The organism is Embleya hyalina (assembly GCF_003967355.1).
GTDB lineage: Bacteria > Actinomycetota > Actinomycetes > Streptomycetales > Streptomycetaceae > Embleya > Embleya hyalina.
The window spans coordinates 32,390-54,780 of record NZ_BIFH01000013.1; the positions used below are offsets into that span (position 1 = coordinate 32,390).

Genomic DNA, 22,391 nt, shown 5'->3' on the forward strand with positions numbered 1-22,391 from the left:
CCGGGTCCGAGGTCGCCGTGGGAGAGGGAGTTTCGATGCGTGTGTTGTTGTCGACGATCGGGTCGCGGGGCGATGTGCAACCGATCGTCGCGTTGGCGCTGGAGTTGCGCGACCTCGGGGAGGACGTGCGGGTGTGCGCGCCGCCGGACTTCCGGGCCTGGCTTGAAGGACTCGGGATCGAGTTCGTGCCGATCGGTCCCGAAGTGGCCGGGACCGGGAAGGCCGACCCGGCGGCGGGTCCGCCCACGCCCGAGCAGCGGCGGCGGCTGATCGAGGGCACGGTGGCGACCCAGTTCGACACCCTTCCGGCGGCGGCCGCGGACTGCGATGTCGTCGTGGCGGCCACGGCCCTGCAGATCGCGGCGCGTTCGGTGGCGGAGTCGATGGGAATCCGCTACGTCTACGCGAGCTATTGTCCGATCGCCCTGCCGTCCACGCGGCACGCGCCGCCCCCGATGCCGGGATGGCCGCCGAGCGAGGCCGGCGCCGACCACGCCGCGCTGTGGGCCGAGGACGCGCGGCGCCTGAACGACCTCTGGGGACCGGCCCTCGACGCGTGTCGCGCCGGCCTCGGACTGGGCCCGGTCGACGATGTACGCGGCCACATGTTCACCGAACGGCCGTGGTTGGCCGCCGATCCGACACTGGCGCCGTGGCCCGGGCCGGCGGATTCCGGTGTCGTGCAGACCGGCGCCTGGATCCTGCCCGACGAACGCCCGCTCGCCGCCGAGGTGGAGGCCTTTCTCGACGCCGGCGAACCACCCGTGTACTTCGGCTTCGGCAGCGCCCGCGCCCCGCACGACCTCGGCAAGAGCGTGATCGAGGCGGCCCGGGCGCTCGGCCGCCGCGCGATCGTGCTCCGCGGCTGGGCCGAACTCGCGCTCCCGGACCGGGAATCCGACTGCCTGTCGATCGGCGAGGTGAACCAGCAGGCGCTGTTTCGCCGGGTGGCGGCCGTCGTGCACCACGGCGGCGCCGGCACCACCACGGCGGCCGCTCGGGCGGGCGCGCCGCAGGTGATCGTCCCGCGGCACTACGACCAGCACTACTTCGCCCGGCGCGTGGCCGAACTCGGCGTCGGACGCGCGCACGCCTCCGGGACGCCGACCACCGACTCGCTGGTCGCGGCGCTCGACGGCGCCCTCGGCCCCGAGCCCGCCGAGCGCGCCGCGGCGGTCGCCGGCGAGGTACGGGCCGACGGGGCGCGTGTCGCGGCGCTGCGCCTGCTCGCGGACGAGCGCCAGGGGCCGTGCTGACCTTGCCGCCGGACACGTCGACCGGCCCACCCGCGTCGGCTAGTCGACGCCCGGGTAGCGCACCCCGATGTGTTCGCGGACGGTGTCCAGTGTGCGCATCACGGCCAGCGTGCCCGCCAGTGGCACCAGCGGGGATTCGGTCTCGCCCGCACGCAGGGAGCGCATCACCTCGATCGCCTCGTGCCGCATCGTGCCGCGTTCGGGATCGTCGGTGACGTCCGCGAGCAGCACGGTCCGCGGCTCCTCGCCCCGGCGGTGCACGACGAATCGGTCCGGGTAGAAGAAGCCGTCGGCGAACTCGATCCGCCCCAGGGTGCCGGCGATGGTCGCGGGCGCCTCGGTGTCGGCCGTCATGGAGCAGCTCAGGGTGGCCACGGCACCGCTGTTCCAGCCCAGGACGATGCCGGTGTTCGCGTCCACCCCCTCGGGGGTCAGCCGGGCCCAGGCCCGGACCGTGTCGGGCTCGCCGAGCACCGACTGGGCGAGGGAGACCGGGTAGACGCCGAGATCGAGCAGCGCGCCGCCACCCTGCGCCGGGTCGCGCAGCCGGTGCTCGGGCGGGAGGTCCCAGGCGAAGCCGAAGGCGGCGGACACGCTGCGTACCTCTCCGATGACGCCCTCGCGGACCAGTTCACGCATCCGGCGGATCAGCGGGTGGCAGTACATCCACATCGCCTCCATCAGGAACAACCCGCGCTCCCGGGCCAGTTCGACCAGTTCGCGGGCCTCGCGCGCGTTCAGCGCGAACGCCTTCTCGCACAGCACCGCCCGCCCGGCCGCCAGACACAGCCCCGCCGCCTCACGATGCGCCGCGTGCGGGGTGGCGACATAGACGATGTCGACGTCGTCGTCGGCGGCCAATTCGGCCCAACTGCCGTACGCCCGCGGGATCTCGTGCCGCTCGGCGAAGGCCTTCGCGCTCGCCGTGCCGCGCGACCCGACCGCGATCACCTCGGTGTCCGGCAGGCCGCGCAACGCCTCGGTGAACTCGGCGGCGATCCCGCCGGTCGCCAGGATGCCCCAGCGAATGGTCCGTACGGCAGCGCTCATCGTCGCACCTCACCCTTGGTTCCGGCCGCCCCGTCCCCGCCAGGATAGGCAGCCCCCGGCACCGCGACCGACGGGGGAGCGGCCGGCGGCGTGCGCGGCGGTTCGGGCCCGAAGGCGAGGGGGGTCGTTCGTCGCGCGTCACCCCGGCCGGCCGATGCGCCTCCCCGGCGCGCCCGGCGCGCGATGCGCTCGATCGGGCGACGGCGCGTGTCGTGGGGTGTCCGGCGCCGATCGGTCGGCGGGGCAGGGCAGCGAATCGTTTGGTCGAGCGCCCGTTCGAGGCGCCCGATCCGGCTCCGCGCCTCGCTCTCACACCGGTGCGCTCTGCCGGGGTGTCACCCCACCGCACCAGCATTGGCGGACGCTCCGCCGAGCGATCCCACTCCGCACGATCGGAAGGCGCCGTCGTGACCCCGAAACCCGCCGGAGAAGATCCCACCCCGCCGGCCGACGCCCGCTCGAAACCCGGGCCGAACGCCATCCCGCACCAGAGCGCCACCACTCCCGAGGTCCCCACCGCGACCTCGCCCGAGGCCCCCGCCGAAGTCCCGCCCCGAGTCCCCGCCGAAGTCCCGATCGAAGACCCCGCCAAGGATCCCGCCAAGGGCCCCACCAAGGACCCCACCGAAGCCCCGCCCGCAGACGAACGCCCCGACCAGGAACTGGCGTTCGCGCCCCCGGGCCGGGACACCGCCGTCGCGCTGACGAAGATCACCACCCGCGCGATGGCCGCCCGCCTGCCGCACCTGCTCGTGCGCGCCATGCGCCTCGCGTGGAAGGCCGATCCGCGGGCCCTGGTCGCGCTGATGGTATGTCAGGTCCTGGCCGGAGTACTGGAAGCCGGCGGACTGCTCGCGACCACCGGAACGATCACCGCGCTGATCTCTTCGGGCGACGTCGCCGACCGCTTGCGCGACGCGCTGCCCTCGATCCTGCTGCTGAGCGTGGCGGTCGGGGTGCGCGCGGTGCTCGGCATCGCCGTCGTGGCGCTGTCCGCGCGGGTGACCCCGCGGCTGACCCGCGAATCCGAGTGGCTGCTGCTCCAGGCGGCCTCCCGGGCCGAGTTGGCCGCCTACAACCACCCCGGCTATCAGGACCGGTGGGACGCCGCCGACCGGGGCTTGCAATCGATGCGCGGCCTGATGCCGCAGTCCCAGGACGTGATCGCCGCCTGCGCGTCGCTGATCGCCGCCGCGTCCGTACTCACCCTCCTGCACCCGGTGCTGCTGCCCCTGCTGCTCCTGGGCGCCCTGCCGCGTGGCGTGGCGGCGGTGCGCGGCGCGCGGGTCGAATACCTGACCACGCTGCACACCCAGGACGAGCGGCGGCTGCTCAACATGCTGCGCTGGCACATCTCCGACCAGCGCTGGGCCGACCAGCTCCGGGCCGGCACCATGGCGCCGTTCCTGCTCGGTCGCTACGCCGTCGCGGCCGATCGGGTGCAGCGGGTCACCCAGTCCGGCGCCTGGACCACCGCCAAGATCGGCCTGGTCGGCGCCGCCGTCGGCGGGCTGGCGGCAAGCCTGGTGTGGGCCGCGCTGGCATACCTGCTGTCCACCGACCGGATGTCGGTGGCCGCGGCCGGCACCGCGGTGATCGCGCTGCGCACGGTCGGTACGGCCCTCGGCGGCCTGGTGGTCTCCGGCAGTCGGCTCTACAGCGTCGGCCTGTACCTCGACGACTGGGCCCGCTTCCTCGACGAGGCCGGCGGCCACGCGATGACGCGCGGCGACCTCGTCCCGAAGCCGCCCGTCGTGGTCCGCGCCGAGAACGTCACCTACCGCTACCCCGGCAAGACCGCACCCGCCGTCGCCGACATCGACCTGGAACTGCGCAGGGGCACCATCCTGGCCCTGGTGGGGGAGAACGGCTCCGGCAAGTCGACCCTGTCCCGCCTGCTGTGCGGCCTGTACCTGGCCCACGAGGGCCGGGTCACCTGGAACGGCGACGACGTGGGCGACCTCGACCCGCACGCGGCCTGGTCCCACGTCGGCTACGTTCCGCAGGAGATCGCCCGCTGGCCGCTGTCCGCCCGACTGAACATCAACCTCGGCCAACCCCGCGAGGACGACGACGAAGCGATCGGGCGCGCGGCCGGCGCCTCGGGCGCGGACGACGTGATCGCCGGCCTCCCCCGCGGCCTCGGCACCCTCCTGGCCCGCGAATGGTGGGGCGGCGTCGACCCGTCCGTGGGCCAGTGGCAACGATTCGGCATCGCCCGTGCCCTGTACGGCGAGCCGGGGCTGATCTGCCTGGACGAACCCACCTCGGCCCTCGATCCCCGAGCCGAACACCGCATCTTCGCGGGCCTTCGCGAGATCGCCCGGGACAGCGCCGTCGTCCTGGTCACCCACCGATTGGCCAACGTCGCGGTCGCGGACCACATCGTGGTGATGGACTCGGGGCGGGTGATCCAGCAGGGCACGTTCGACGAACTCCTCGCGCAACAGCACGGGTTGTTCGCCGAACTGTGGCGGCTGCAACAGGACCGGGGCGCCGAATCCGCGCCGCGCGCGTAGTCGGCCCGCCCGGACGGAGGAACATCCCATGGACATCGGTACCAAGGTCGAAGCGGTCGCGGATCTGGGCGGCGGCCTCACCCAATCCGTTCCGGCCGGCGCCAGGGGCGTCGTCGTGCACCGCCGGTTCGACGGCCGACTGGAGGTCGCGTTCACCCTGGCGGGCCTCCTCGGCGGCACCCGGTCGGTGACGGTTGCGGTCGCGCCGAACGAGGTGAAGCCACTGTGAGGGGAGCCGGGGCGATCGAGAACACCCGCCACACCGGGGCGTAGGGCCTGCGGACCTACCGGGGCTCGTCCTCGGGCTCCGGCCGGTCCGCCGCCGGGCTGCCGAGCAGGCGCAGTGCCTGCTCGGTGGCGCCGCCCGGCTCCGCCCGGTAGACCACCAACTGCCGCCCCGGCGCGCTGTTCACCGTCAACGACTCGCAGGACACGTTTGGCCTCGGTGCTCTCCCGGCGCACCTCGTGCCGGGCCCACAGTCGGGCGAAGTCCTGGCTGCGCAGCGACAGTTCGCCCACCGGAGAGGCCGGCACCGGGTCGCCGGGATCGTCGCCCACGCACGAGCGCAGCGACGCGACGGTGTTGCGCGCCCCTTGGTCCCAGTCCGGGTCGAGGAAGAGCAGCCTGAGCAGGTTGCGCTCGGGCCCGTCGAACAGCGCCGCGCCCAGCGTGTTCGCGGCCGGGATGTCCAAGTAGCCGCCCAGCACAACGGCCGGCTGCCGATCCCAGGACTGCGTCATGCGCACCAACAGCGGCCTGACCCGCTCGGCGCGCCGCACCGGGTACGCCGTCGCCGCGCCGGCGCACGTCGACCTCGCGGAACTGCTCCCGGTGCCGACGGGTCGCCACTCCCGTCCGGTTCGTCACCGGCTGTTCGTCCGGCCCGGTGCGGGCGATCGCGCCGCACGCCCTCGACCGCGGTGATCACGTCGTGCTGACCGCCCGCGATCCGGGTGCCGTCGCCGAGGCGGTCGGCGCGTACGGCGATCGGGCGCTCGTGCTCCCGCTCGACGTCACCGACGCCGAGGCGACCGAGGTCGCCGCAGCCGCCGCCGAGGCCACGTTCGGCCGTATCGACGTGCTGGTCGACAACGCGGGCCACGGATATCCGGCGGCCGTCGAGGAGGGTGAGGACGACGAGATACGGCGGCTGTTCGATACCAACGTCCTCGGTGTCGCCGCCGTCATGCGGGCCGTGTTGCCCGGCATGCGCGCCCGGCGGTCCCGCCACGTGGTCACCATCGGCTCGATCGGGGGACTGGTCGCGTTCGGCTCGACCGGCCGAGGTCGCGCCGCTGGGGATCCGGGTGACCATCGTGGAGCCGGCCGCGTTCCGGACGAACCGGTCCGGCCCCTCGATGCGGGAGTCCGCCGTCCGCATCGCCGACTACGCGGACACCGCCGGCGCCCGCCGGGCCGCGACGCGGGCGACGTACGGCCGGCAGCCCGGCGACTCGGACCGCGCCGCTGCCGCGATCGCCGCCGTGGTCGACGCCCCCGGACCCCCGTTGCGGCTGTTGCTCGGCGAGGGGGCGGTGCAGATCGTCGATGCCCGACTGGACGTGCTGCGCGATGGGTTCGCGGTGTGGGGACAGGTGGGCCTGGACGCGGACTTTCCGCCGGGGACGTGACGTGGACGGGGGCCCGGGCCGGGGTCGGGCGGGGTGCGGTCGATGCCCGGCCCCGGGTGCGGGTGTGGCGGTTTTCCGGTGGCCGGGTACATTCCTGCCATGCACGTCGTCGCCATTCTCGCCCTGGACGGGGTGATCCCGTTCGATCTGGCCACCCCGATCGGGGTCTTCACCCTCTCCCGGCTTCCGGACGGTCGGCCCGGCTACGACGTGCGGGTGTGCGCCGAGCAGCCGGAGGTCGACGCCGGCCTGTTCACCCTGCGCGCGCCGTGGGGGCTGGACGCGCTGGTGGGCGCGGACACGATCATCGTGCCCGGGATCGCCGACCCGCTGACCCCGCTCAGCCCCGCCGTGCGCGAGGCGCTGCGCACGGCGGCGCGGAACGGGACCCGGATCGCGTCGATCTGCGTGGGCACTTTCCCCCTGGCCGCGACGGGGCTGTTGGACGGCCTGCGCGCCACCACGCACTGGATCGCGGCCGACCTCCTGGCCGAGCGCCACCCGTCCGTCGAGGTCGACCCGGACGTGTTGTACGTGGACAACGACCGCATCCTCACCTCGGCCGGCGCCGCCGCCGGGATGGACCTGTGTCTGCACATGATCCGCCGCGACTACGGTTCGGCGGTCGCCGCCGACGCCGCCCGGCTGTCCGTCATGCCGCTGGAACGCGAGGGCGGGCAGGCGCAGTTCATCGTGCACGACTACGCCCCGACACCTCAGGGTTCGACCCTGGAGCCGCTGCTCGCGTGGTTGCAGGACAACCTGGGCGCCGAACTCACCCTCGCCGACATCGCCGCCCGGGCGGGAACCAGCACCCGGACCCTGATCCGTCGGTTCCGCGAGCACACCGGCACCACGCCGTTGCAATGGCTGCACCGTGCGCGCATCCGCCGGGCCCAGCACCTCCTGGAGACCACCAGCCACCCGGTCGAACGCATCGGTGCCGAGGTCGGGTTCGGCTCACCCACCGCCTTCCGCGACCGCTTCAAGAAGACCACCGGCGTCAGCCCCCACACCTACCGCCGCACCTTCGGCTCGGCACTGCCGGCATGCCCGTGACCCCGCCCGTCGTCCGGCCCCGGGCCGCGTATCGCGGCTCGGCACGGCCGGGACTCGACCGCCGGGAGCATGGCCAGCAGGTGCCGGCCGTCGGTGTCCTCGTGGTGCAGGAACACCACCTCGCAGGTGCCGAACACCCGTAGCCGTACGTGGTGGCGCGGGCGCGGACTGGACGGCAGTACGCACTGGTGCCAGCGGGTCGCGGCGGCCGGATGGGCCAGCAGGGTCCGCACCAGTGCGGCGACCGTCGGGTCGTCGCCGTAGCGCACGTAGGTGAGTTGCGCGGTGGTGACCGCGTCGCAGCGGACCGCGTCGATGTCGGCGAAGGTCGCCGCGGCCTCGTCGCCGAAGATCCAGTCCAGCACGTTCGGCGGGCCCGCCGGCGTCCTGCGGTGGTGCAGCGCGGGGAAGCAGGCGAACACCATGTCGTTGGCGGCGAGCACGTTCCAGGCGTGATCGGTGAGGATCGCCGGGTTGGGGGACAACCGGCACAGGGTCTCGCGGTCGTCGTGCGACACGTCCGGGTCCGGTCTGGGGACGGGCCGGGGGAACACCGTCGAGTCGGGTCCCGTGGCCAGCAGGTGCAGCAGGCCGCGCTCCCGGTGCGGGACGCGCAACGTGTCCGCGACCCGGGCGAGCCGATGCGGGTCGAAGGCGACCCGGTCGCCCCGTTCGAGATGCCCGTACCAGCGCAGACTCACCCGGGCCTGGCCGGCGACGTCCTCCTGGCGCGGGACCCGGTTCGCCGCGCCGGCGAAGCCGAGCCCGGGTGCGGCCGGGACCAGCCGGGTGCGATATCCGATCAGCATGCGGTGCAGGAGGGCGCGCCGAAGTGCCTCGTGATCCACGATCGACCTCCCGAGCCGGGGCACGGCGACAAGACGGCAGCGGCGGAGACGGCATCACGGGTCGGCGCGGGAGGCACCCGAACGCCTCCCCCTCGCGATGAGTGCGACCATCAGACACGCCCACCCCCCAAGGTCACAACCCCTCGACCACCCCCGACTCCGCGCCCCGGATCGCCCGCCGGTGTTCCACCCGTGGACGCGGACGCGGGCGGAGGTCGCCCGCCCCCGCCGTACTCCCTTGGGACGGGTGGCGCGGAGGGGGTTCGCGTGGAGGTCAGGCGGGGTCGCGGGTCGTGGTGAGGGTCAGCGTGTCGTAGGCGACGGGGACGTCGCCGCCCGCCGCGTCGATCGCGGCGCCGAGGGCGGCCAGGAGTTCGGCCGAGACGTCGGGGGCGAGTCGGGTGTAGACGCCGATGGTGGGGACCTGGTCCAGCCACTCGTCCCGGGTGTAGGTGTGCCGCCAGTCGAGTCGCCACTGCTCCGGTTCGGCGAATCCGCCCGCCGTCCGGAGGCCGTCGGCGGCGTGCGCGCACATGGTCGAGTACGCCCGGTCGATGTCCGCCGGGGTCTGCAGGGCGGCGGGGGAGTCGGGCAGCAGTCGGCGGTGGATCTCGGCGAAGGAGGCGGCGAGTTCGGGCTCGGGGCGGGCGGCGTTCCAGAACAGGGCGAGTCGGCCGCCCGGACGCAGCACCCGCGCGGCCTTGGCCGCGCCCGCGACCGGGTCCACCCAGTGCCAGGCCTGGCCGCAGACGAGCGCGTCGAAGGTGCGTCCGGCCGGGTCCCAGCCCTCGAACGTGGCGACCTCGACGTCGAGTCCGCGTCCGCGCGCCCAGTCGGCCATGCGCGCGTCCGGGTCGACGCCGAGCACCGTACATCCGGCCGCCCGGAATCGTCGGCCGACGATGCCGGTGCCGCAACCGACGTCCAGGACGTCCGGGCCCGGGGCGGCGGCGACGATCCGGTCCACCAGGGCCTGCGGGTAGCGGGGGCGGGTCCGGTCGTAGCGCTCGGCGTCCACGCCGAACGACTCCGCCGTCTCGCGGTGACGGTGGGGTTGGATCGGGGGTTCGGATCGGGGGGTGTGCCCCGACGGTATAGTGGGCATGTGCCCACTATGAATGGGCACCTGCCCACTCGTCAATCGCGTCGACACTCGTCGACCGCGGTGGGCGAGATGCCGCGCGCGGGGCGTGAGGCGCGGGACGATCGAGCCGGAAGGGGCGAGTGACGATGCCGACGGGAGTGGCCCTGCGCGACGTGCGGGAGCAACTGTTCGACGCGGCCGAGCGGGTCCTGCTCCGGGACGGGCCGAGCGCGCTGACCAGCCGGGCGGTGACCACCGAGGCGGGCTGCGCCAAGGGCGTCCTGCATCGGCACTTCGCCGACTTCGACGACTTCCTCGCCGAACTCGTCCGCGATCGGGTGGCCCGGATCGACGGCCGCGCGGCCGAGCTGCACGGCCTGGCCGGGGCGGGCGACGTCGCCGATCACCTCGCCGAGGCGCTGATCGACCTGTTCGGACCGGTCGCCGTGGCGATCGTCGGCCTGGTCGTCTCCCGCGACGAACTGCGTGCCCGGCTGCGCCGCACCACACCCACCGGCGTGCCGATCCTGACCGAGGCCACGGCGATGATCGCCGGCCATCTCGCCGCCGAGCGCGCCCTGGGCCGGCTCGTCCCGGACGCCGATCCCGACACGCTCGCGCCCATGCTGGTCGGCACCGGGCACCTGCTCTTCGCCGACCGGAAGGGCGCACCGCCCACGCCCGAGGCGGTGCGTCGGGCGGTGCGTACCTTGCTGGCGGGTGTGGTGTCGAAAGCCCCGTGCTGACCGTCGGCGCGCAACTCCGGAAGAAGGGTTCCGGAACTCATTGACGCAGGTTTCGGGGCGTCCGATGCTGGGAGCAGACCAACCCGACAGATGTCGATGAAACACGCATACGGTACGCAAGGGAGTCGGCCATGTCTCGACGACCGCGTCGCCCCGAGCCCCGCGGCGGGGGTGGCTCCTCCGCGCCACCGCCGCGGCCGAGCCGACCCGAGCGGTACCAGCAACCCGTGCCCGCCTCGGAACTGCTGCGCCTGTACGTCACCGCCGACGGGGAACCGGTCCTGCTCCGGGTCGCCGGCGAGATCGACGTGGCCACCGGTCCGCGACTGTGCCGGGCGCTCGGTCGGGTGCTCGACAGCGGCGCGGAGCACGTGCACGTCGACCTGGCGGACGTGACCTTCTGCGACAGCACGATCGTGCACGCGCTGTTGCACGCGCGCACCCGGGCCGGCGCGCGAGGCACCACGCTCACCCTGGACCCGGGCGAATGGGCCCGCCGCCTGCTCGACATCACCGGGACGACGCATCTGTTCACGCTGCGCCGACACCCCGACGCGCCGCGCTCCGAGACCTCCGGCTCCTGACCGCCTCGCGGCCTCGGTGGACTCAGCCGCAACAGCCGTCCCGTCGCAACTCCAGGGCGATGGCCAACCAGCCGTCGGCGGGCTCGGGTTCGGCTTCGGGGCGGGCGCGCCGGGTGGTGCCGGGCGGCATCACGCGGGCCCGGCCGGCGGCGGGTGCGGAGGTGGTGGGCGCCGGGAAGGAGCGGACCAGGTCGTCCCGGTGGAAGGGGGTGCCGCCGCGCACCGCCGAGACGGTGCGGACCAGGGTGTCGAAGTCGGTGAACGGGTCGCCGTCCACGATGGTCAGGTCGGCCGCTCTGCCCGCCTCCAGTGTGCCCAGGTCGCGGTCCGCGGCGAAGAGTCGGGCCGGCAGCACCGTGGCGGTGCGCAGTGCCTGGGCGGGGGACAGGCCGTGCGCGTGCAGCGCGCGCAGTCCCAGGTGCAGGTGCAGACCCACCGGGACCAGGGGTGCGTCGGTGCCCAGGGCGACCCGGCCGCCGGCGGTCAGGATGCGGCGGTAGGTGTCCATCTCGGTGCCGAGCGCGGCCAGTTGGGCGGGCGTGGGCGGGCGGCCGGCGAGTTGGCGGACGAGTGCGGTGTGCCAGGGCGGCATCAGCACGGTGACCCGGTCGTCCGCGGCCAGGGCCGGGTCGGCGCCGATCAGGGGCAGTGCGGTGAACGGTGTGGCGATCATGGCGAAGCCGCCGGTGGTGTAGATCTCGTGCACGTCCTGGTACGAGTGGCCCGTCGCGGAGACGGCGCGGCCGAACTCGATGCGCTGGGTCGCGCTCAGATGGGTCGTCAGGTCCTGGCCCACCTCGATGCCGGGCGAACACAGGTGACTTCCGGCGGGTACGCCCAACTCCTCGTGGGCGTACCGGGCCGCCTCGGCCATCAGCCACGTGGGGGCGCGCACGTACGTCTTCACGAAGTCCCAGTCGAGCGCGGCGGCCCGGGCCAGTGAACGGGTGAGCCCGGCCGGGGTGCGGTGGCTGCGGCCCATGCTGTAGGCCACCCGTGCCCCGTCCAGGAGTTCGCCGGTGCTCAGCAGGCGGGGGCCGGCCAGTTCGCCGGCGTCGATCGCCTCCTTGAGCCGGGCCTGTTCGTAGGCGAAGCCGCCGAGCGAGACGGCGGTGGTGATGCCGTAGGCGAGTTGGGTGGCGGTCTGCCGGCCGCCGAAGGTGTACTGCCACGGGTGGGTGTGCGCGTCCCACAGGCCGGGGAGCACGGTGCGCGCGGACGCGTCGAGGGGTGGGGCGGCGGACGGGCGGCCCGGGCGATGCGGCTCGATCGCGGTGATCCGGCCGCGGTGGACGAGGATGTCGACGTCGTCGCGGGTGCGCTCGCCGGTGCCGTCCCACAGGCGTCCGGCGTGTACGACGAGGTCGGCGGGGGTGGGGTGGCGGTGGTCCAGCGGCACCCGGACGGTACGGGCGGTGCCGGCGGCCACGTCGAACAGGCGCAGCCGCCCGGCGGACAGGTAGAGCAGTCGGCCGCCGTCGGCGGACCAGGACGGATGGTCGGCGGCCTCGGTGGTCAGCTGTCGCGCCGCTCCGTCCGGGGCACCGTCGGCGCGAACGGGCAGCAGCCACAGGGCGGATTCGACGATCACCGCCATCGAGCGCCCGTCGGGGGACCAGACCGGCCCCGAGTCGTAGCGGTCGGCGAGCGAGGTGTGCGGGGCGACCGCGTACAACCGGCTTGCGCCCGGCGCGTCGTGCGCGTCGCCGCCGGGCGCGTCGACGTCGATCACCCGGATGAGGTTGTAGCCCTCGCGGAAACGCCGGTTGAGCCGGTTGCGGTCGCACAGCGCCACCCGGCGGCCGTCGGGCGACCAACTGGGCCGCCCCGGCAGTCCGCCGCCCGACAGCGGCGGCGCGAGGACCCGCTCGGTGCCGCCGGCCGGGTCGGTCAGGACCAGGTTGCCGGACATGTCGAGGCTGACGAGCCGGCGGCCGTCGGGGGACAGGGCCGGGTGCGTGCGTCCGCCGGACGCCAGGACCGTTTCGGCGCCGGACGTCAGGTCGAGACGGCGTACCGCGTAGAGGCCGTCGCGGTCGTCGGCGAACACCAGGCCCCGGCCGTCGCCGGTCCAGGTCGGCGCCATGACGTAGCGCGTGGGCGCGGCGGCGAACACCCGGCGCGGCGTACCGCCACCCGAAGTCGAGGCGATCCAGAGGGAGTTCAGCGCCGCGAAGGCGACCTCGCGGCCGTCGGGGGACAGGGCCGGAAGGTGGATGCCACGTACCGGTCGCACCCGGTCGGTGTCGAACTCGCGGTGTTTGGCGTGGTATCGCGGTCGGACGCGCGGCAGGGTGGCGTCGAAGGCGAACTCGGCGGCCGTCGTGGGGTCCTCGGGGCGGAGCAGCCGGAACCGCCCGTCCACGTTGAGCAGCAGCTCGCCGCCCGCGCTCCAACGCGGCGGCACCGGCAGCAGGTCGCCGTCGATCGGGATCCGCGCGCCGTCGACGATCAGGGCGCATTCCCCGTCGGGCCGTTCGTTGTCGGGCCCGCCCCTGGTGCGCAGATACGCCAACCGCCCGGAGGCGGACAGCGTCGGGGACATGATCTGCGTCCCGGGCGTGGTCTCGGTGTGCTCGACGGTCACCGCGCCGGTGCCGTCGGCGCGGACGGAGGCCACGGTGCGGGCGTCCGGAGACGGCCCGGCCGCGGCGGCCCGAACGAACAGGATCCGGGTGCCGTCGGGGGCCCAGGTCGGATCGAAGTCCTCCCACGGGCCGTCCTGGAACGGGCCGTCCTGGCCAGGCAGTCCGGTGATCCGGGTGAGGGCGCCGCCGCGCACGTCCAGGACCCAGAGGCGGTACGCGCTGCCCGTGATCGGGTCGCCGTCGCGTTCGGACGCGAACACCAGCCCGGCGCCGTCCGGGGACCAGGAGGGTGCGCGGTCGTCCCACGGGCCGTCGGTGAGTTGCCGAAGCCCGCCGCCGTCGGGGCGCATCGTCCAGACGTGGAATCGGCCGTCCCGATACGCCGAGAAGGCCAGGAGGCGGCCGTCGGGAGCGAACACCGGCCGGCCGGGCTCCAGTTCCGGGACGGTCAGCGCGCGGGCCGGGCCGCCGCCGGGTGGGATCGCCCACAACACGCCCTGCACCTCGGCGACCAGGCCGCCGCCGACGGGGTCGAGGGTCGCGGCGCCGTTGGTGGCGGCGGTGAAGGACAGCGAGTCGCGACCGGCGGCGACCGCCGCGAACGGGTCCTGCGGGGACCGGGCGTCGGGCCCGATCGCGTCGCCGATCGGTGCGCCGCCCACCGCGACGCCGCCGGCGGCGATCACGAACCGGCGCCGGGTGAGTCCCGAAGGGGACGAACGGCCTTCGTCGGCCGGGTCGATGGTGTGCACGGAGCCTCCTGGTATACGACACGCGGGTCGGGAGGGCGGACTTCGGCAACGTATCGGTTTGTCCGGTATGGCGATCGTCGATGCGGCGCGGGAGGCCGAGGAAACCATCCCAACGGGTGAGTCGCGGCGTGTGGTCGCGGGCCCGATCGGTGCGTGCGGGCGAGCGGGCGTCGCATGGTCGGGTTACCCAATTGGGGGGCCGTGCAGCCGAGTTGGTTTGTGAACGGGGTCGTGGAACGGCCGCGCGGGCGGCCGGGCGGCCGGTCCGCCGGTTGCCCGCGCCGCCGGTGGTCGTCGACTCGCCCATGGCCGGAGGTCGACGGCGGGGGTGCTCGATATTGCGTTGGCGTCTCTTGTTAGGTAAGGCTAACCTAAGTGGACACTGCTCAATCCGTGCGGTCGGGTGGGCGCCGCGCGTGACGTGTCGAGGCCCGGACCGGCCGCAGTATCCGAGGACGGTGCATCCCATGACCATCGACTCCGCCGCCGCCATCACCGCCGCCACCCCGCCCGCCGACGCCGCCGCCGCGACCCACCGGCGCCGACAGTGGGTGCGCCGGGAGGGGGAGTTCGATCCGCTCGATGTCGTGGTGCGGTTGGCCGAGGCCGGGGGGTTCGACGAGTCGGTCGTCTACGAGCGGGACGGGCGGTGGTGGTTCGCCGGCGGCGCCGTCGCGGAGGTGGTGGTGCGTGCCGACGCCGTGGTCGGCACGAGTGAGGGACGATGTACTCGGGTGGCGTGGGTGGGGTCGCCGGCGCGGGCGATCGAGGCGGTGTTGGCCGGGCTGCCGATCGAGGACTGGCGGTTGTACGGGTGGGTCGGCTTCGAACTCGGGCGGGCCGTGGCCGGGTTGCCGGTCGGGGCGGATCTGCTCGGGCGGCTGACGGTGCCCCGGGTCGAGGTCGAGGTGGACGAGCGCGCGCTGACCGTGTGGGCGTGCGACGTCGAGGAGTTGCGGCGGGTGACGCGGATCGTGTCGGCCGGCGATCGGGCGACGGCCGCGCCGAGTTGGCCGGTGGACGTCGAGGACGACGATCCCGCGCCGTTCACGGCGGCCGTGGCGGCGACGGTGGGGCGGATTCGGGCGGGCGAGGCGGACAAGGTGGTGTTGTCCCGGCGGGTGGCCGTGCCGTATGCCGTCGACTTCCCGGCGACCTACCTGCGGGGGCGTCGGTCGAATACGCCGGCCCGGTCGTTCCTGCTGGATCTGCCGGGACTTCGGGCCGTCGGGTTCAGCCCGGAGACCGTGGTGGAGGTGGCCGGCGACCGGACCGTCACCGTGCGACCGCTCGCGGGCACGTGTCCGCGCGACGGCGACCCCGCCTTCGACGCCCGACGGCGCGGCGCGCTGTTGCGCGACGCCAAGGAGGTACACGAGCACGAACTGTCGGTCCACGCCGCCGAGGCCGAACTGCGGGCCCTGTGCGAGCCGGACAGCGTCGGCGTGGACGAGTTCATGGTGGTCCGGGAGCGGGGCAACGTGCACCACATCGGCTCGCGCCTGTCGGGCCGACTGGCGCGGCGGCACAGCCCCTGGGACGCGCTCGTCGCGACCACCCCCGGCCTGGCCGCGACCGGTGTCCCCCGGACGGCGGCCTACGCGGAGATCGCCGCCCACGAGCCGGGCCCGCGCGGGCTCTACGGCGGCGCCGTCATCCGGGCCACCCAGTCCGGGGAGTTGGACGCGACCCTGGCCCTGCGCATGATCCACACCCGTGACGACACCACCTGGCTCCAGGCCGGCGCCGGCATCGTCCGCGACTCCCGCCCGCCCCGCGAATACCGCGAGACCTGTCACCAACTGGCAACGACGGCGCCCCACATCGTCCCCCTGCCGAACGGCTCCGCGATGCCGGGCTGACCCCTGCGTGTCCGCGCCCGCCGGTCCGTGGTGGATCGTGGTCTTCGTCACCCGGGAGGAACGGCGAGCGGTTTCGGGGCCGGTGGGGCCCGCGGCGCCGGGGCCTTGTGCGGATCGCCGAAGTCTCGGTTGCAGCATGTTCGGTCCGACCACTGTCCGTCGCGTGGGGACATGCCGGAGAATGTCCCCGAGCACTGGTTCGCGAGTCGGCGGGAGAGGAGCAGGTCGTTGATCGGTTTCGCGCACCGCGCCAAGGGCGGGGCCGTCCTGGGGGCCGCTCCGGGCCACCACGGACCGTTCGGCGCCGACGCCCCGAGCGGTCCGGGCGACATACGCCTCGTGCCGCGTCCCTACACGCATCCCGACACCCAGCGCCTGCTGCACGCGCTCTACGCCCAGCAGGTCGCGCTCTACGGCTTCGCCGACCACCCCGACACCACCGAGCCGCGCGATCTGGAGCCGCCCGAGGGCCTGTTGGTGGTGGCCTACGCCGGCACCGAGCCGATCGGCTGCGGCGGCTGGCGTACCCTGCCGAGCCGCACGGCGGAGATCAAGCGGCTGTACGTGGTGCCGGAACAGCGGGGCCGGGGTTGTGGTCGCCGCCTGCTGGCCACCCTGGAGCACACCGCCGCCGAGGCGGGGGCGCGGCGCCTGGTGGTGGAGACCGGCGCGCGCAACATCCGTGCGCTCGCGCTGTTCGCGGCCACCGGGTACACGCCCCGCATCCCGTATGTCGAGGGCCGAGACCCGGCGATCAACCGGGCCATGACGAAGGAGTTGTTCCGCACCCTGGGAACCCGCCCCCTGTCGGCGCCTCCGCGCTGAGCGGCGCCTCCGCGCCGGCTGGCGGCGCCCCGGTCCGGGGTCGGCGTCGGGGAGTCCCCCGGGCGGTGGCGACGGCGAGTTCGCGCGGGAGGGTGGGGTCGGGCACGGGTACCTCGCCGAAGTCCGGCGCGGCCGCGTCCACCGGAAGGCCGTGGATGACCCGCTCGACGGCCGGCGGCAACCGAGGGTCGGCGCCGCGATGGCTGGCGGCGATCAACGCGTGCCGCACGGGATCGGTGAGCAGCGGGCGGGCGGCGCACGGCACTTCGCACGACGCGTCCGGGGCGGTCATGCGCTCGGCGCGCCGGCGCCAGTGCACGGCGTCGCGGGTCTGGCCGTGGCCGCGGTGCAGGAGGTACAGGCAGTGTGCGGCGGTGCGGTTGCCGCAGCCGGCCGCGACCTGCCACCAGAAGCGGGCACCGTCCTCGTGGTGGGCCAGATACAGCAGCGAGGCGAACACCAGCGCGCCGTCCGGCCCGCCCTCGTGCAGTGTGGACAGCCGCTGGAGCGCGTCGGTGGCCTGGTCGGCGTTGAGCACGACGGCCGCGGCCAGGGCGAGTTCGTGGGCGGCGCGCTCGCGCACGGCCCGGGGGCCGGACTCGGCGTCGGCGTCCGTACCGGCCTCGGCCGGGGTCGGGGCACCGAACAGCGCGGCGGCGATGGCCCGTTCCGCGCCGGCGTGGTCGTAGTCGTCGTACTCGTGCGCGAGGACGCCTTCCGCGCCCAGCATCTCGTCGATGGTCGGCCGGTGTCCGCGACGGTCGGGGTGAGTGCTCACGGGATGTCCTCGCTGGGGTCGGTCGTGCCCGGATGGGTGGCCGATCGGCGCAGCGCCCAGCGCAGATCGCAGCGCACGCCGTCGGCGGTCGTACCGAGCAGGTCCGCGACCTGCTCCGCGGAGCAGCGCAGTCGGGTGCGCAGGATCAGTACGTCGTAGTGCCGCCCCGGGAGCGACGGGGTGTGCGGCGAGGTCGCGACGGCGATCCGCGCCGGGTGCGGGCTGTACTCGTCCAGATGTCGCCGGAACAGGGCCCAGGCGTACGCGTGCACGTTGGGGCGGCGCAGCGCGTGCGCCCACGTGCGGGCGAGGTCGAGGAGTGCTCGGGCGACGAGGGTCCGGGCCCGGTCCGGGTCGTCGAGGTGCACGCGCGCGTAGTCGAGCCAGGTGGCCGCGTGTGCCTGACGGTAGGCGTGGAACGACACGGGCAGCGTGCGGGGTTCGCCGCCGATCGCGGCGTCGGTGGGGCTCATGGGCGGGTCGGAGGGGGACGGTCTGGGCGCCGATGGTCGCTCACGGGTGTCCTTGCCTGTTCGGGGCGCGTGTCGAGACCGGATCCGCAAGGTCGTCGATGCGGACATCGACAGGACTTCGGGATGCGCTCGAGGGGGCTTGACACACAGCCAAGCGGACGCGGAGGCCGTCTGTGCAAGTGCACGGGAAGTATTTTGTCCCATCCGGGGGGTTCGCCGTGCGGAACGGCGGATCCCGGCCCCGGGATGCGGGACACTCGGTACCCGCCCGGCGCAACCGTGTTCGCCGGGTCGTCCGACCGCCGGTGGTGGTCACCGGCTCGGCGTGCGATCGGTTCGCGACCGCGGCGCGGGCACCGTGCGACGAGGTTCGTCGATCCCGGATAAATGATCGTAAACATGTTGAAACAAGGCCCGTTCGATCAACGGACAGCGAATACGTACTTACGTGCAGTTAGCCTTCATCTTGCACAACCGGGCTCTCCACCGGGTTTGCTGTGCCTGGGAGCGCGCCGCGCCCCGCATCGACGCCCCGGCCCACACGGGCCGGGGAGCCAACAGAGAGGTCTCCGTGTGGAGACGCAGAACCACCCTCTGCGGGTCCCCGAACCCGGCTCGCGGATGCCCCTCCCCGGGCCGGGGACGGGAGTTCCCCGCCGGACCCCACCGCACAACAGGAAGGACGGGGCGTGACGAACCCGGGGGAACGATCCGCCGAAGGCCAACTGCCGCCCGATTTCGTCCGGTTCCACCGCAAGCACGCCACGCTGTGGTTACGGGTCGCGCACCTGGAACTGGGCGCGCGCGAGCCGGCCGCGGAAACAGTCGAACAAAGCCTGATCGAACTGGCCACGGTATGGGAGCGCGCGTCGGGACCCGTGGAACCGCTCGCCTGGCGCATGTTGCGCCGGCACATCGTCCGCCACATGCAACGCACCGGCAAGACCTCGGCGTTCGTGTCCACCGCCGCCTTCGACCCGGCCGCCTTCGAGGCGCTGCGCCTGCCGCCGAAGGTATTCGACACCCTCGAACACCGCATCGCGCTGTTCACCGCCGTACACGAACTGCCCCGGGACCACCACGAGGTCTTCCTGCTCACCCGGGTCCTCGGACAGAGCAACCAGGACGCCGCCCGGCTGCTGGGCATCCGGGAGAAGACCGTGCGCGAGCTCCGGCGCGACGCGATCGCGCTGCTGATGCAGGGGTTGAGCGAGGACGACCCGGACACCGCGACGGCCGCCCGCCGCGTGCTGCACCTGTCCCGCGACCAACTCGCCGAACTGGAGGGTCCCATCGGCCTGTTCCGGGCCATCGCCCGGCTGCCGGACCGGCAGTTCGAGGCGATGACGCTGCGCTACGTCCTGGAGTACTCCGACGAGACGGCCGGTCGCCTCCTGGGCATGACCGCCGCTACCGTGCGCTCGAACGTCCGCCACGCGAAGGAGACGATCGCCCGCACCCTGGGCCTGCCCGAGATGCCGGATCCCGACTGACGCGCGATGCCGTCCCCCGAACGCGGGGAGTTCCCCGATGTGCCCCGCGGGCGGGGCCGGTTCGCGATGATCGGGCGGACGACAACCGGTACCGCGCGGAGGATCCGGTCGGCAACCAGGGGAGACGACGGTGGCGGACGAGCCCGGACGGGGCACGGACGGGTCCTTGGAGATCGGCATCGAACGAGCCCATCCGGCCCGGATGTACGACTACTACCTGGGCGGCAGGACCAACTTCGACCCCGACCGCGAGGCGGCCGAGGCGGCGCTCGCGGCCTTCCCCACCCTGCGGATCACCGCCGAGGAGAACCGCGGGTTCCTGCTGCGCGCGGTCGAGCACCTGGCCCGATCCGGGATCCGCCGGTTCGTCGACGTGGGCAGCGGCATCCCGGTCGCCGGCCGCAATACGCACGATGTGGCCCAGGCCGTCCGGGCCCGGGCCCGGGTGCTCTACGTGGACAACGACCCCATCGTGCTCGCGCACGCCCAGGCCCTGCTCACCAGCGGGCCCCGGGGCCGCACCGCCTACCTCAACGCCGACCCGCGCAGGCCCGAAACGATCGTCGAGCACCCCGAGTTCGTGCGCTGGGTGGACTCCGACGAGCCGGTCGCGATGCTGCTCGTGGCGGTCCTGCACTTCGTCGCCGACCACCAGGACCCGCTCGACCTGCTGCGCCGGCTGACCCGGCGACTGCCCTCGGGCAGTCGGCTGGTGATCGCGCACGTGACCGGCGACTACGACCCCGAGGGCTGGGCCGGCCTGGTCCGCGCCTACGCCGACGCGGGCATCACCGTACGCCCGCGCAGCCGCGCCGAGGTGGCCGAACTCCTCGACGGGTGGGACGTGGAGGCGCCCGGCGTGGTCCCGGTGTCCCGATGGCACCCCACCGCCGAGCCGTCCGCCGAGCCCGCGCTCGTCTCCTGCTACGGGGCGGTGGCCCGCAAACCGTGAACGGGCCGGACCCGCACGCGACCCGGATCGCCCGGGCTCCGGGCGCTCCCGGAAGCCCGACGCGCTCGAACTCCCGGGCAGGTCGGCCCGACGAGGCGATCCGCCCGATGTTCGCCCGACACCACGACGCGGGTCGTTCGACGGGTCCGGGGCCGGCGTCGCACCGATACCGATGTGGAGCACGGCTCTCCCCTGTCGGTCGTCCGGCCGGCCCTTCCACGATGTGCGCCGCCGACGGCCCGTTCCAGTGCCGGCTACCGGCGCATCGGAGCATCCCGGCGTGCGGGGAACTGCCCTGCGCGCCGCGGGAGTCGGTGGCCGGAGGGCGTAATCCGGGCGAACGGATGGGGGTCGGCGGGCCGGTACGCACGCGTGAATTCCCTTACGGGGTACGGCCGGGCGCCCCGCGAGGCGGTGTCGTCCCTGCCGGTCGGTGACGGGGCACGGCACGGCCGATTCCGTCCGGCGCGCAGGATGGGCCACCGTGCTTCGGGACGCGGGCGCACCACCCCCGCGCGCCCTGCCGCCGACCCGTGGACGGATGTTGCACTGGCGGGGCGGCGGTGAGCCGAGCGGGCCGTTCCCGTCGTCGACCCCGCCCGCAGCGACATCCCGGACAGCTGCCACGTCGGCGGCGGCGCCGCCCGTATACGGCCGGTCGGCGTCGCGCGGAACAGGAGTCGACGATGCCCCTCGGCCCGGCCCGCTTCCTGCTCGCCACCTCCCGATATCTGCTGCGCGCCCACCCCGGGCCGCCACTGCGGGTCCGGCCCGGCCCGGGCCAGTTCGCCCGCGTCGCGCAGACCGCCGAGCGGGCCCTGCGGCACGCCGGGCCCGGCCGGTGTGTGGTCGGCGCGCTCCCCTTCGACGAGAACACCCCCGCCGTGCTCGCCGTCGGCCGCATGTACAGCACCGCCCGCACCACCGTCGCGACCTGCGGAGCGGCACCGGCCCGGCGCGCCGGACCGTCCGCCGCCGACCCCGTCTACCTGGCCGCGGTCGCCGAGGTGGTGCGGCGACTGCGGGCCGGCGACGCGCGCAAGGTGGTGCTGGCCCGCAGCCTGACCCTGGCGGGCCGATTCGACCCGACGGTGACGCTGGATCGGCTGTACCGCAACAACCCCGGCGGACACGTCTTCCGGCTCGACCTCGACTCCTGCGCGCCCGGACCCGACGCCCACCGCCCCGGCGTGCGCGGGCCCCGGCGGACCCTGGTGGGGGCCTCGCCGGAACTGCTCCTGTCCCGACACGGCGACCGACTCCTGCTCAATCCGATGAGCGGCAGCGCGCCGCGACACCCCGATCGCGCACTGGACCGCTCCCGGGCCGCCGAACTCCTGGGCTCGGCCAAGGATCGGCGCGAACACGCCCTGCTGGTGGACGAGCTGCGCCGGGTGCTGACCCCGCTGTGCACAAGCCTGGACATTCCCGGCCGGCCGGACGTGGTGGCCACCGCACGGGTGTGGCACCTGTCCACCCGGATCCAGGCCAGGCTGCGCCCACCGGTGCCCAGCGCGCTGGCGCTCGCGGCGCTGCTGCACCCGACCCCGGCGGTGTGCGGACTGCCGCGCGCGGCGGCCCGGACCCTGATCGACCACCTGGAGACCCACCCGCGCGGCTACTACAGCGGACTCGTCGGCTGGATGGACCGGCACGGCGACGGCCGCTGGATCATCGCGCTGCGCTGCGCGGTGGTCGGCCGATACGGCATCCGGCTGTGGGCGGGCGCGGGCATCCTGCCCGAATCCGATCCGGACGCCGAACTCGCGGAGACCAGCGCCAAGTTCGCCACCATGCTCGACGCCCTCGGCCCGCTCCCGGTGGAACACCGCCTGGTCCCGATGCCACCGCGCCACGCGTGAACGCACGCCGGCGCACGAGACACGCCCT

At 74.2% G+C, this 22,391-nt stretch carries 20 protein-coding genes and 2 pseudogenes; 14 read left to right on the forward strand and 8 right to left on the reverse strand.

Annotated elements, in window-relative coordinates; genetic code table 11:
- Window positions 1–35: 35 nt before the first annotated feature.
- A complete protein-coding gene (locus EMA17_RS00215; protein WP_126634778.1) occupies window positions 36–1,256 on the forward strand; it encodes a glycosyltransferase in 1,221 nt (406 codons plus the stop codon).
- A gap of 39 nt (window positions 1,257–1,295) precedes the next feature.
- On the opposite strand, the gene EMA17_RS00220 is transcribed toward EMA17_RS00215, so the two are convergent.
- Entirely contained in the window at window positions 1,296–2,306 is a 1,011-nt protein-coding gene (locus tag EMA17_RS00220; RefSeq protein ID WP_126634779.1) for a Gfo/Idh/MocA family protein, read from the reverse strand.
- A gap of 407 nt (window positions 2,307–2,713) precedes the next feature.
- On the opposite strand from EMA17_RS00220, the gene EMA17_RS00225 reads away from it, so the two are divergent.
- The gene (locus EMA17_RS00225) at window positions 2,714–4,825 is read left to right on the forward strand and encodes an ATP-binding cassette domain-containing protein (RefSeq protein WP_246126361.1); all 2,112 of its coding nucleotides are present in this window, start codon (window positions 2,714–2,716) and stop codon (window positions 4,823–4,825) included.
- Between the two features lie 28 nt (window positions 4,826–4,853).
- A complete protein-coding gene (locus EMA17_RS00230) occupies window positions 4,854–5,054 on the forward strand; it encodes a hypothetical protein (RefSeq protein ID WP_126634780.1) in 201 nt (66 codons plus the stop codon).
- Window positions 5,055–5,109: 55 nt separating this feature from the next.
- Here the strand turns inward: EMA17_RS00230 and EMA17_RS55185 are convergent, their stop codons facing one another.
- Together EMA17_RS55185 and EMA17_RS55905 are read right to left on the reverse strand one after the other, a co-directional pair.
- Window positions 5,110–5,244, reverse strand: a complete 135-nt coding sequence (locus EMA17_RS55185; protein WP_281290396.1) for a hypothetical protein — start codon at window positions 5,242–5,244, stop codon at window positions 5,110–5,112.
- Between the two features lie 43 nt (window positions 5,245–5,287).
- Window positions 5,288–5,566: pseudogene (locus EMA17_RS55905) on the reverse strand (MmyB family transcriptional regulator); the annotation flags it as partial.
- On the opposite strand from EMA17_RS55905, the gene EMA17_RS00240 reads away from it, so the two are divergent.
- The 4 genes and pseudogenes from EMA17_RS00240 (at window position 5,565) to EMA17_RS00250 (ending at window position 7,516) form a co-directional block, all read left to right on the forward strand.
- Window positions 5,565–5,750 carry a hypothetical protein gene (locus EMA17_RS00240; RefSeq protein WP_126634782.1) on the forward strand — a complete coding sequence of 62 codons (186 nt, stop codon included), beginning with the start codon at window positions 5,565–5,567 and terminating at the stop codon, window positions 5,748–5,750. The pseudogene EMA17_RS55905 and the gene EMA17_RS00240 overlap by 2 nt on opposite strands.
- Window positions 5,713–6,048 (forward strand): annotated as a pseudogene (locus EMA17_RS53705) (SDR family NAD(P)-dependent oxidoreductase); the annotation flags it as partial. The gene EMA17_RS00240 and the pseudogene EMA17_RS53705, both read left to right, overlap by 38 nt.
- A gap of 85 nt (window positions 6,049–6,133) precedes the next feature.
- Window positions 6,134–6,457: a Rossmann-fold NAD(P)-binding domain-containing protein gene (locus tag EMA17_RS53710; RefSeq protein WP_246126362.1), complete on the forward strand. Its 324-nt coding sequence runs from the start codon at window positions 6,134–6,136 to the stop codon at window positions 6,455–6,457.
- Between the two features lie 99 nt (window positions 6,458–6,556).
- Window positions 6,557–7,516: a GlxA family transcriptional regulator gene (locus tag EMA17_RS00250; protein ID WP_126634783.1), complete on the forward strand. Its 960-nt coding sequence runs from the start codon at window positions 6,557–6,559 to the stop codon at window positions 7,514–7,516.
- Here the strand turns inward: EMA17_RS00250 and EMA17_RS00255 are convergent.
- Window positions 7,474–8,364, reverse strand: a complete 891-nt coding sequence (locus EMA17_RS00255) for an MmyB family transcriptional regulator (protein WP_126634784.1) — start codon at window positions 8,362–8,364, stop codon at window positions 7,474–7,476. The genes EMA17_RS00250 and EMA17_RS00255 overlap by 43 nt on opposite strands.
- A 274-nt stretch (window positions 8,365–8,638) precedes the next feature.
- Window positions 8,639–9,469: a class I SAM-dependent methyltransferase gene (locus EMA17_RS00260; protein WP_126634785.1), complete on the reverse strand. Its 831-nt coding sequence runs from the start codon at window positions 9,467–9,469 to the stop codon at window positions 8,639–8,641.
- Window positions 9,470–9,594: 125 nt separating this feature from the next.
- Between EMA17_RS00260 and EMA17_RS00265 the strand changes: the two genes are divergently transcribed.
- On the forward strand, window positions 9,595–10,194 hold the full coding sequence (locus tag EMA17_RS00265) for a TetR/AcrR family transcriptional regulator (RefSeq protein ID WP_126634786.1): 600 nt from the start codon (window positions 9,595–9,597) through the stop codon (window positions 10,192–10,194).
- A gap of 227 nt (window positions 10,195–10,421) precedes the next feature.
- Entirely contained in the window at window positions 10,422–10,778 is a 357-nt protein-coding gene (locus EMA17_RS00270; RefSeq protein WP_160161254.1) for an STAS domain-containing protein, read from the forward strand.
- Window positions 10,779–10,800: 22 nt separating this feature from the next.
- On the opposite strand, the gene EMA17_RS00275 is transcribed toward EMA17_RS00270, so the two are convergent.
- The gene (locus EMA17_RS00275; protein WP_443093106.1) at window positions 10,801–14,109 is read right to left on the reverse strand and encodes an amidohydrolase family protein; all 3,309 of its coding nucleotides are present in this window, start codon (window positions 14,107–14,109) and stop codon (window positions 10,801–10,803) included.
- A 476-nt stretch (window positions 14,110–14,585) separates the two neighbouring features.
- On the opposite strand from EMA17_RS00275, the gene EMA17_RS00280 reads away from it, so the two are divergent.
- The gene (locus EMA17_RS00280) at window positions 14,586–15,980 is read left to right on the forward strand and encodes a salicylate synthase (protein WP_160161255.1); all 1,395 of its coding nucleotides are present in this window, start codon (window positions 14,586–14,588) and stop codon (window positions 15,978–15,980) included.
- 171 nt (window positions 15,981–16,151) lie between these two features.
- Window positions 16,152–16,805 (forward strand): GNAT family N-acetyltransferase, encoded by a 654-nt coding sequence (locus tag EMA17_RS00285; protein ID WP_126634790.1) that lies wholly within the window; start codon window positions 16,152–16,154, stop codon window positions 16,803–16,805.
- Here EMA17_RS00285 and EMA17_RS00290 read toward each other — a convergent pair.
- Together EMA17_RS00290 and EMA17_RS00295 are read right to left on the reverse strand one after the other, a co-directional pair.
- The gene (locus EMA17_RS00290; protein ID WP_126634791.1) at window positions 16,735–17,583 is read right to left on the reverse strand and encodes a hypothetical protein; all 849 of its coding nucleotides are present in this window, start codon (window positions 17,581–17,583) and stop codon (window positions 16,735–16,737) included. The genes EMA17_RS00285 and EMA17_RS00290 overlap by 71 nt on opposite strands.
- Window positions 17,580–18,056 carry a hypothetical protein gene (locus tag EMA17_RS00295; protein WP_126634792.1) on the reverse strand — a complete coding sequence of 159 codons (477 nt, stop codon included), beginning with the start codon at window positions 18,054–18,056 and terminating at the stop codon, window positions 17,580–17,582. The genes EMA17_RS00290 and EMA17_RS00295 overlap by 4 nt, the downstream gene beginning before the upstream one ends.
- 689 nt (window positions 18,057–18,745) lie before the next feature.
- On the opposite strand from EMA17_RS00295, the gene EMA17_RS00300 reads away from it, so the two are divergent.
- The 3 genes from EMA17_RS00300 (at window position 18,746) to EMA17_RS00310 (ending at window position 22,363) form a co-directional block, all read left to right on the forward strand.
- Window positions 18,746–19,549: an RNA polymerase sigma factor gene (locus EMA17_RS00300; protein ID WP_126634793.1), complete on the forward strand. Its 804-nt coding sequence runs from the start codon at window positions 18,746–18,748 to the stop codon at window positions 19,547–19,549.
- A gap of 130 nt (window positions 19,550–19,679) precedes the next feature.
- Window positions 19,680–20,501 (forward strand): SAM-dependent methyltransferase, encoded by an 822-nt coding sequence (locus tag EMA17_RS00305; RefSeq protein WP_246126364.1) that lies wholly within the window; start codon window positions 19,680–19,682, stop codon window positions 20,499–20,501.
- A 686-nt stretch (window positions 20,502–21,187) separates the two neighbouring features.
- Entirely contained in the window at window positions 21,188–22,363 is a 1,176-nt protein-coding gene (locus EMA17_RS00310; protein WP_126634794.1) for an isochorismate synthase, read from the forward strand.
- The last annotated feature ends 28 nt before the right edge of the window (window positions 22,364–22,391 follow it).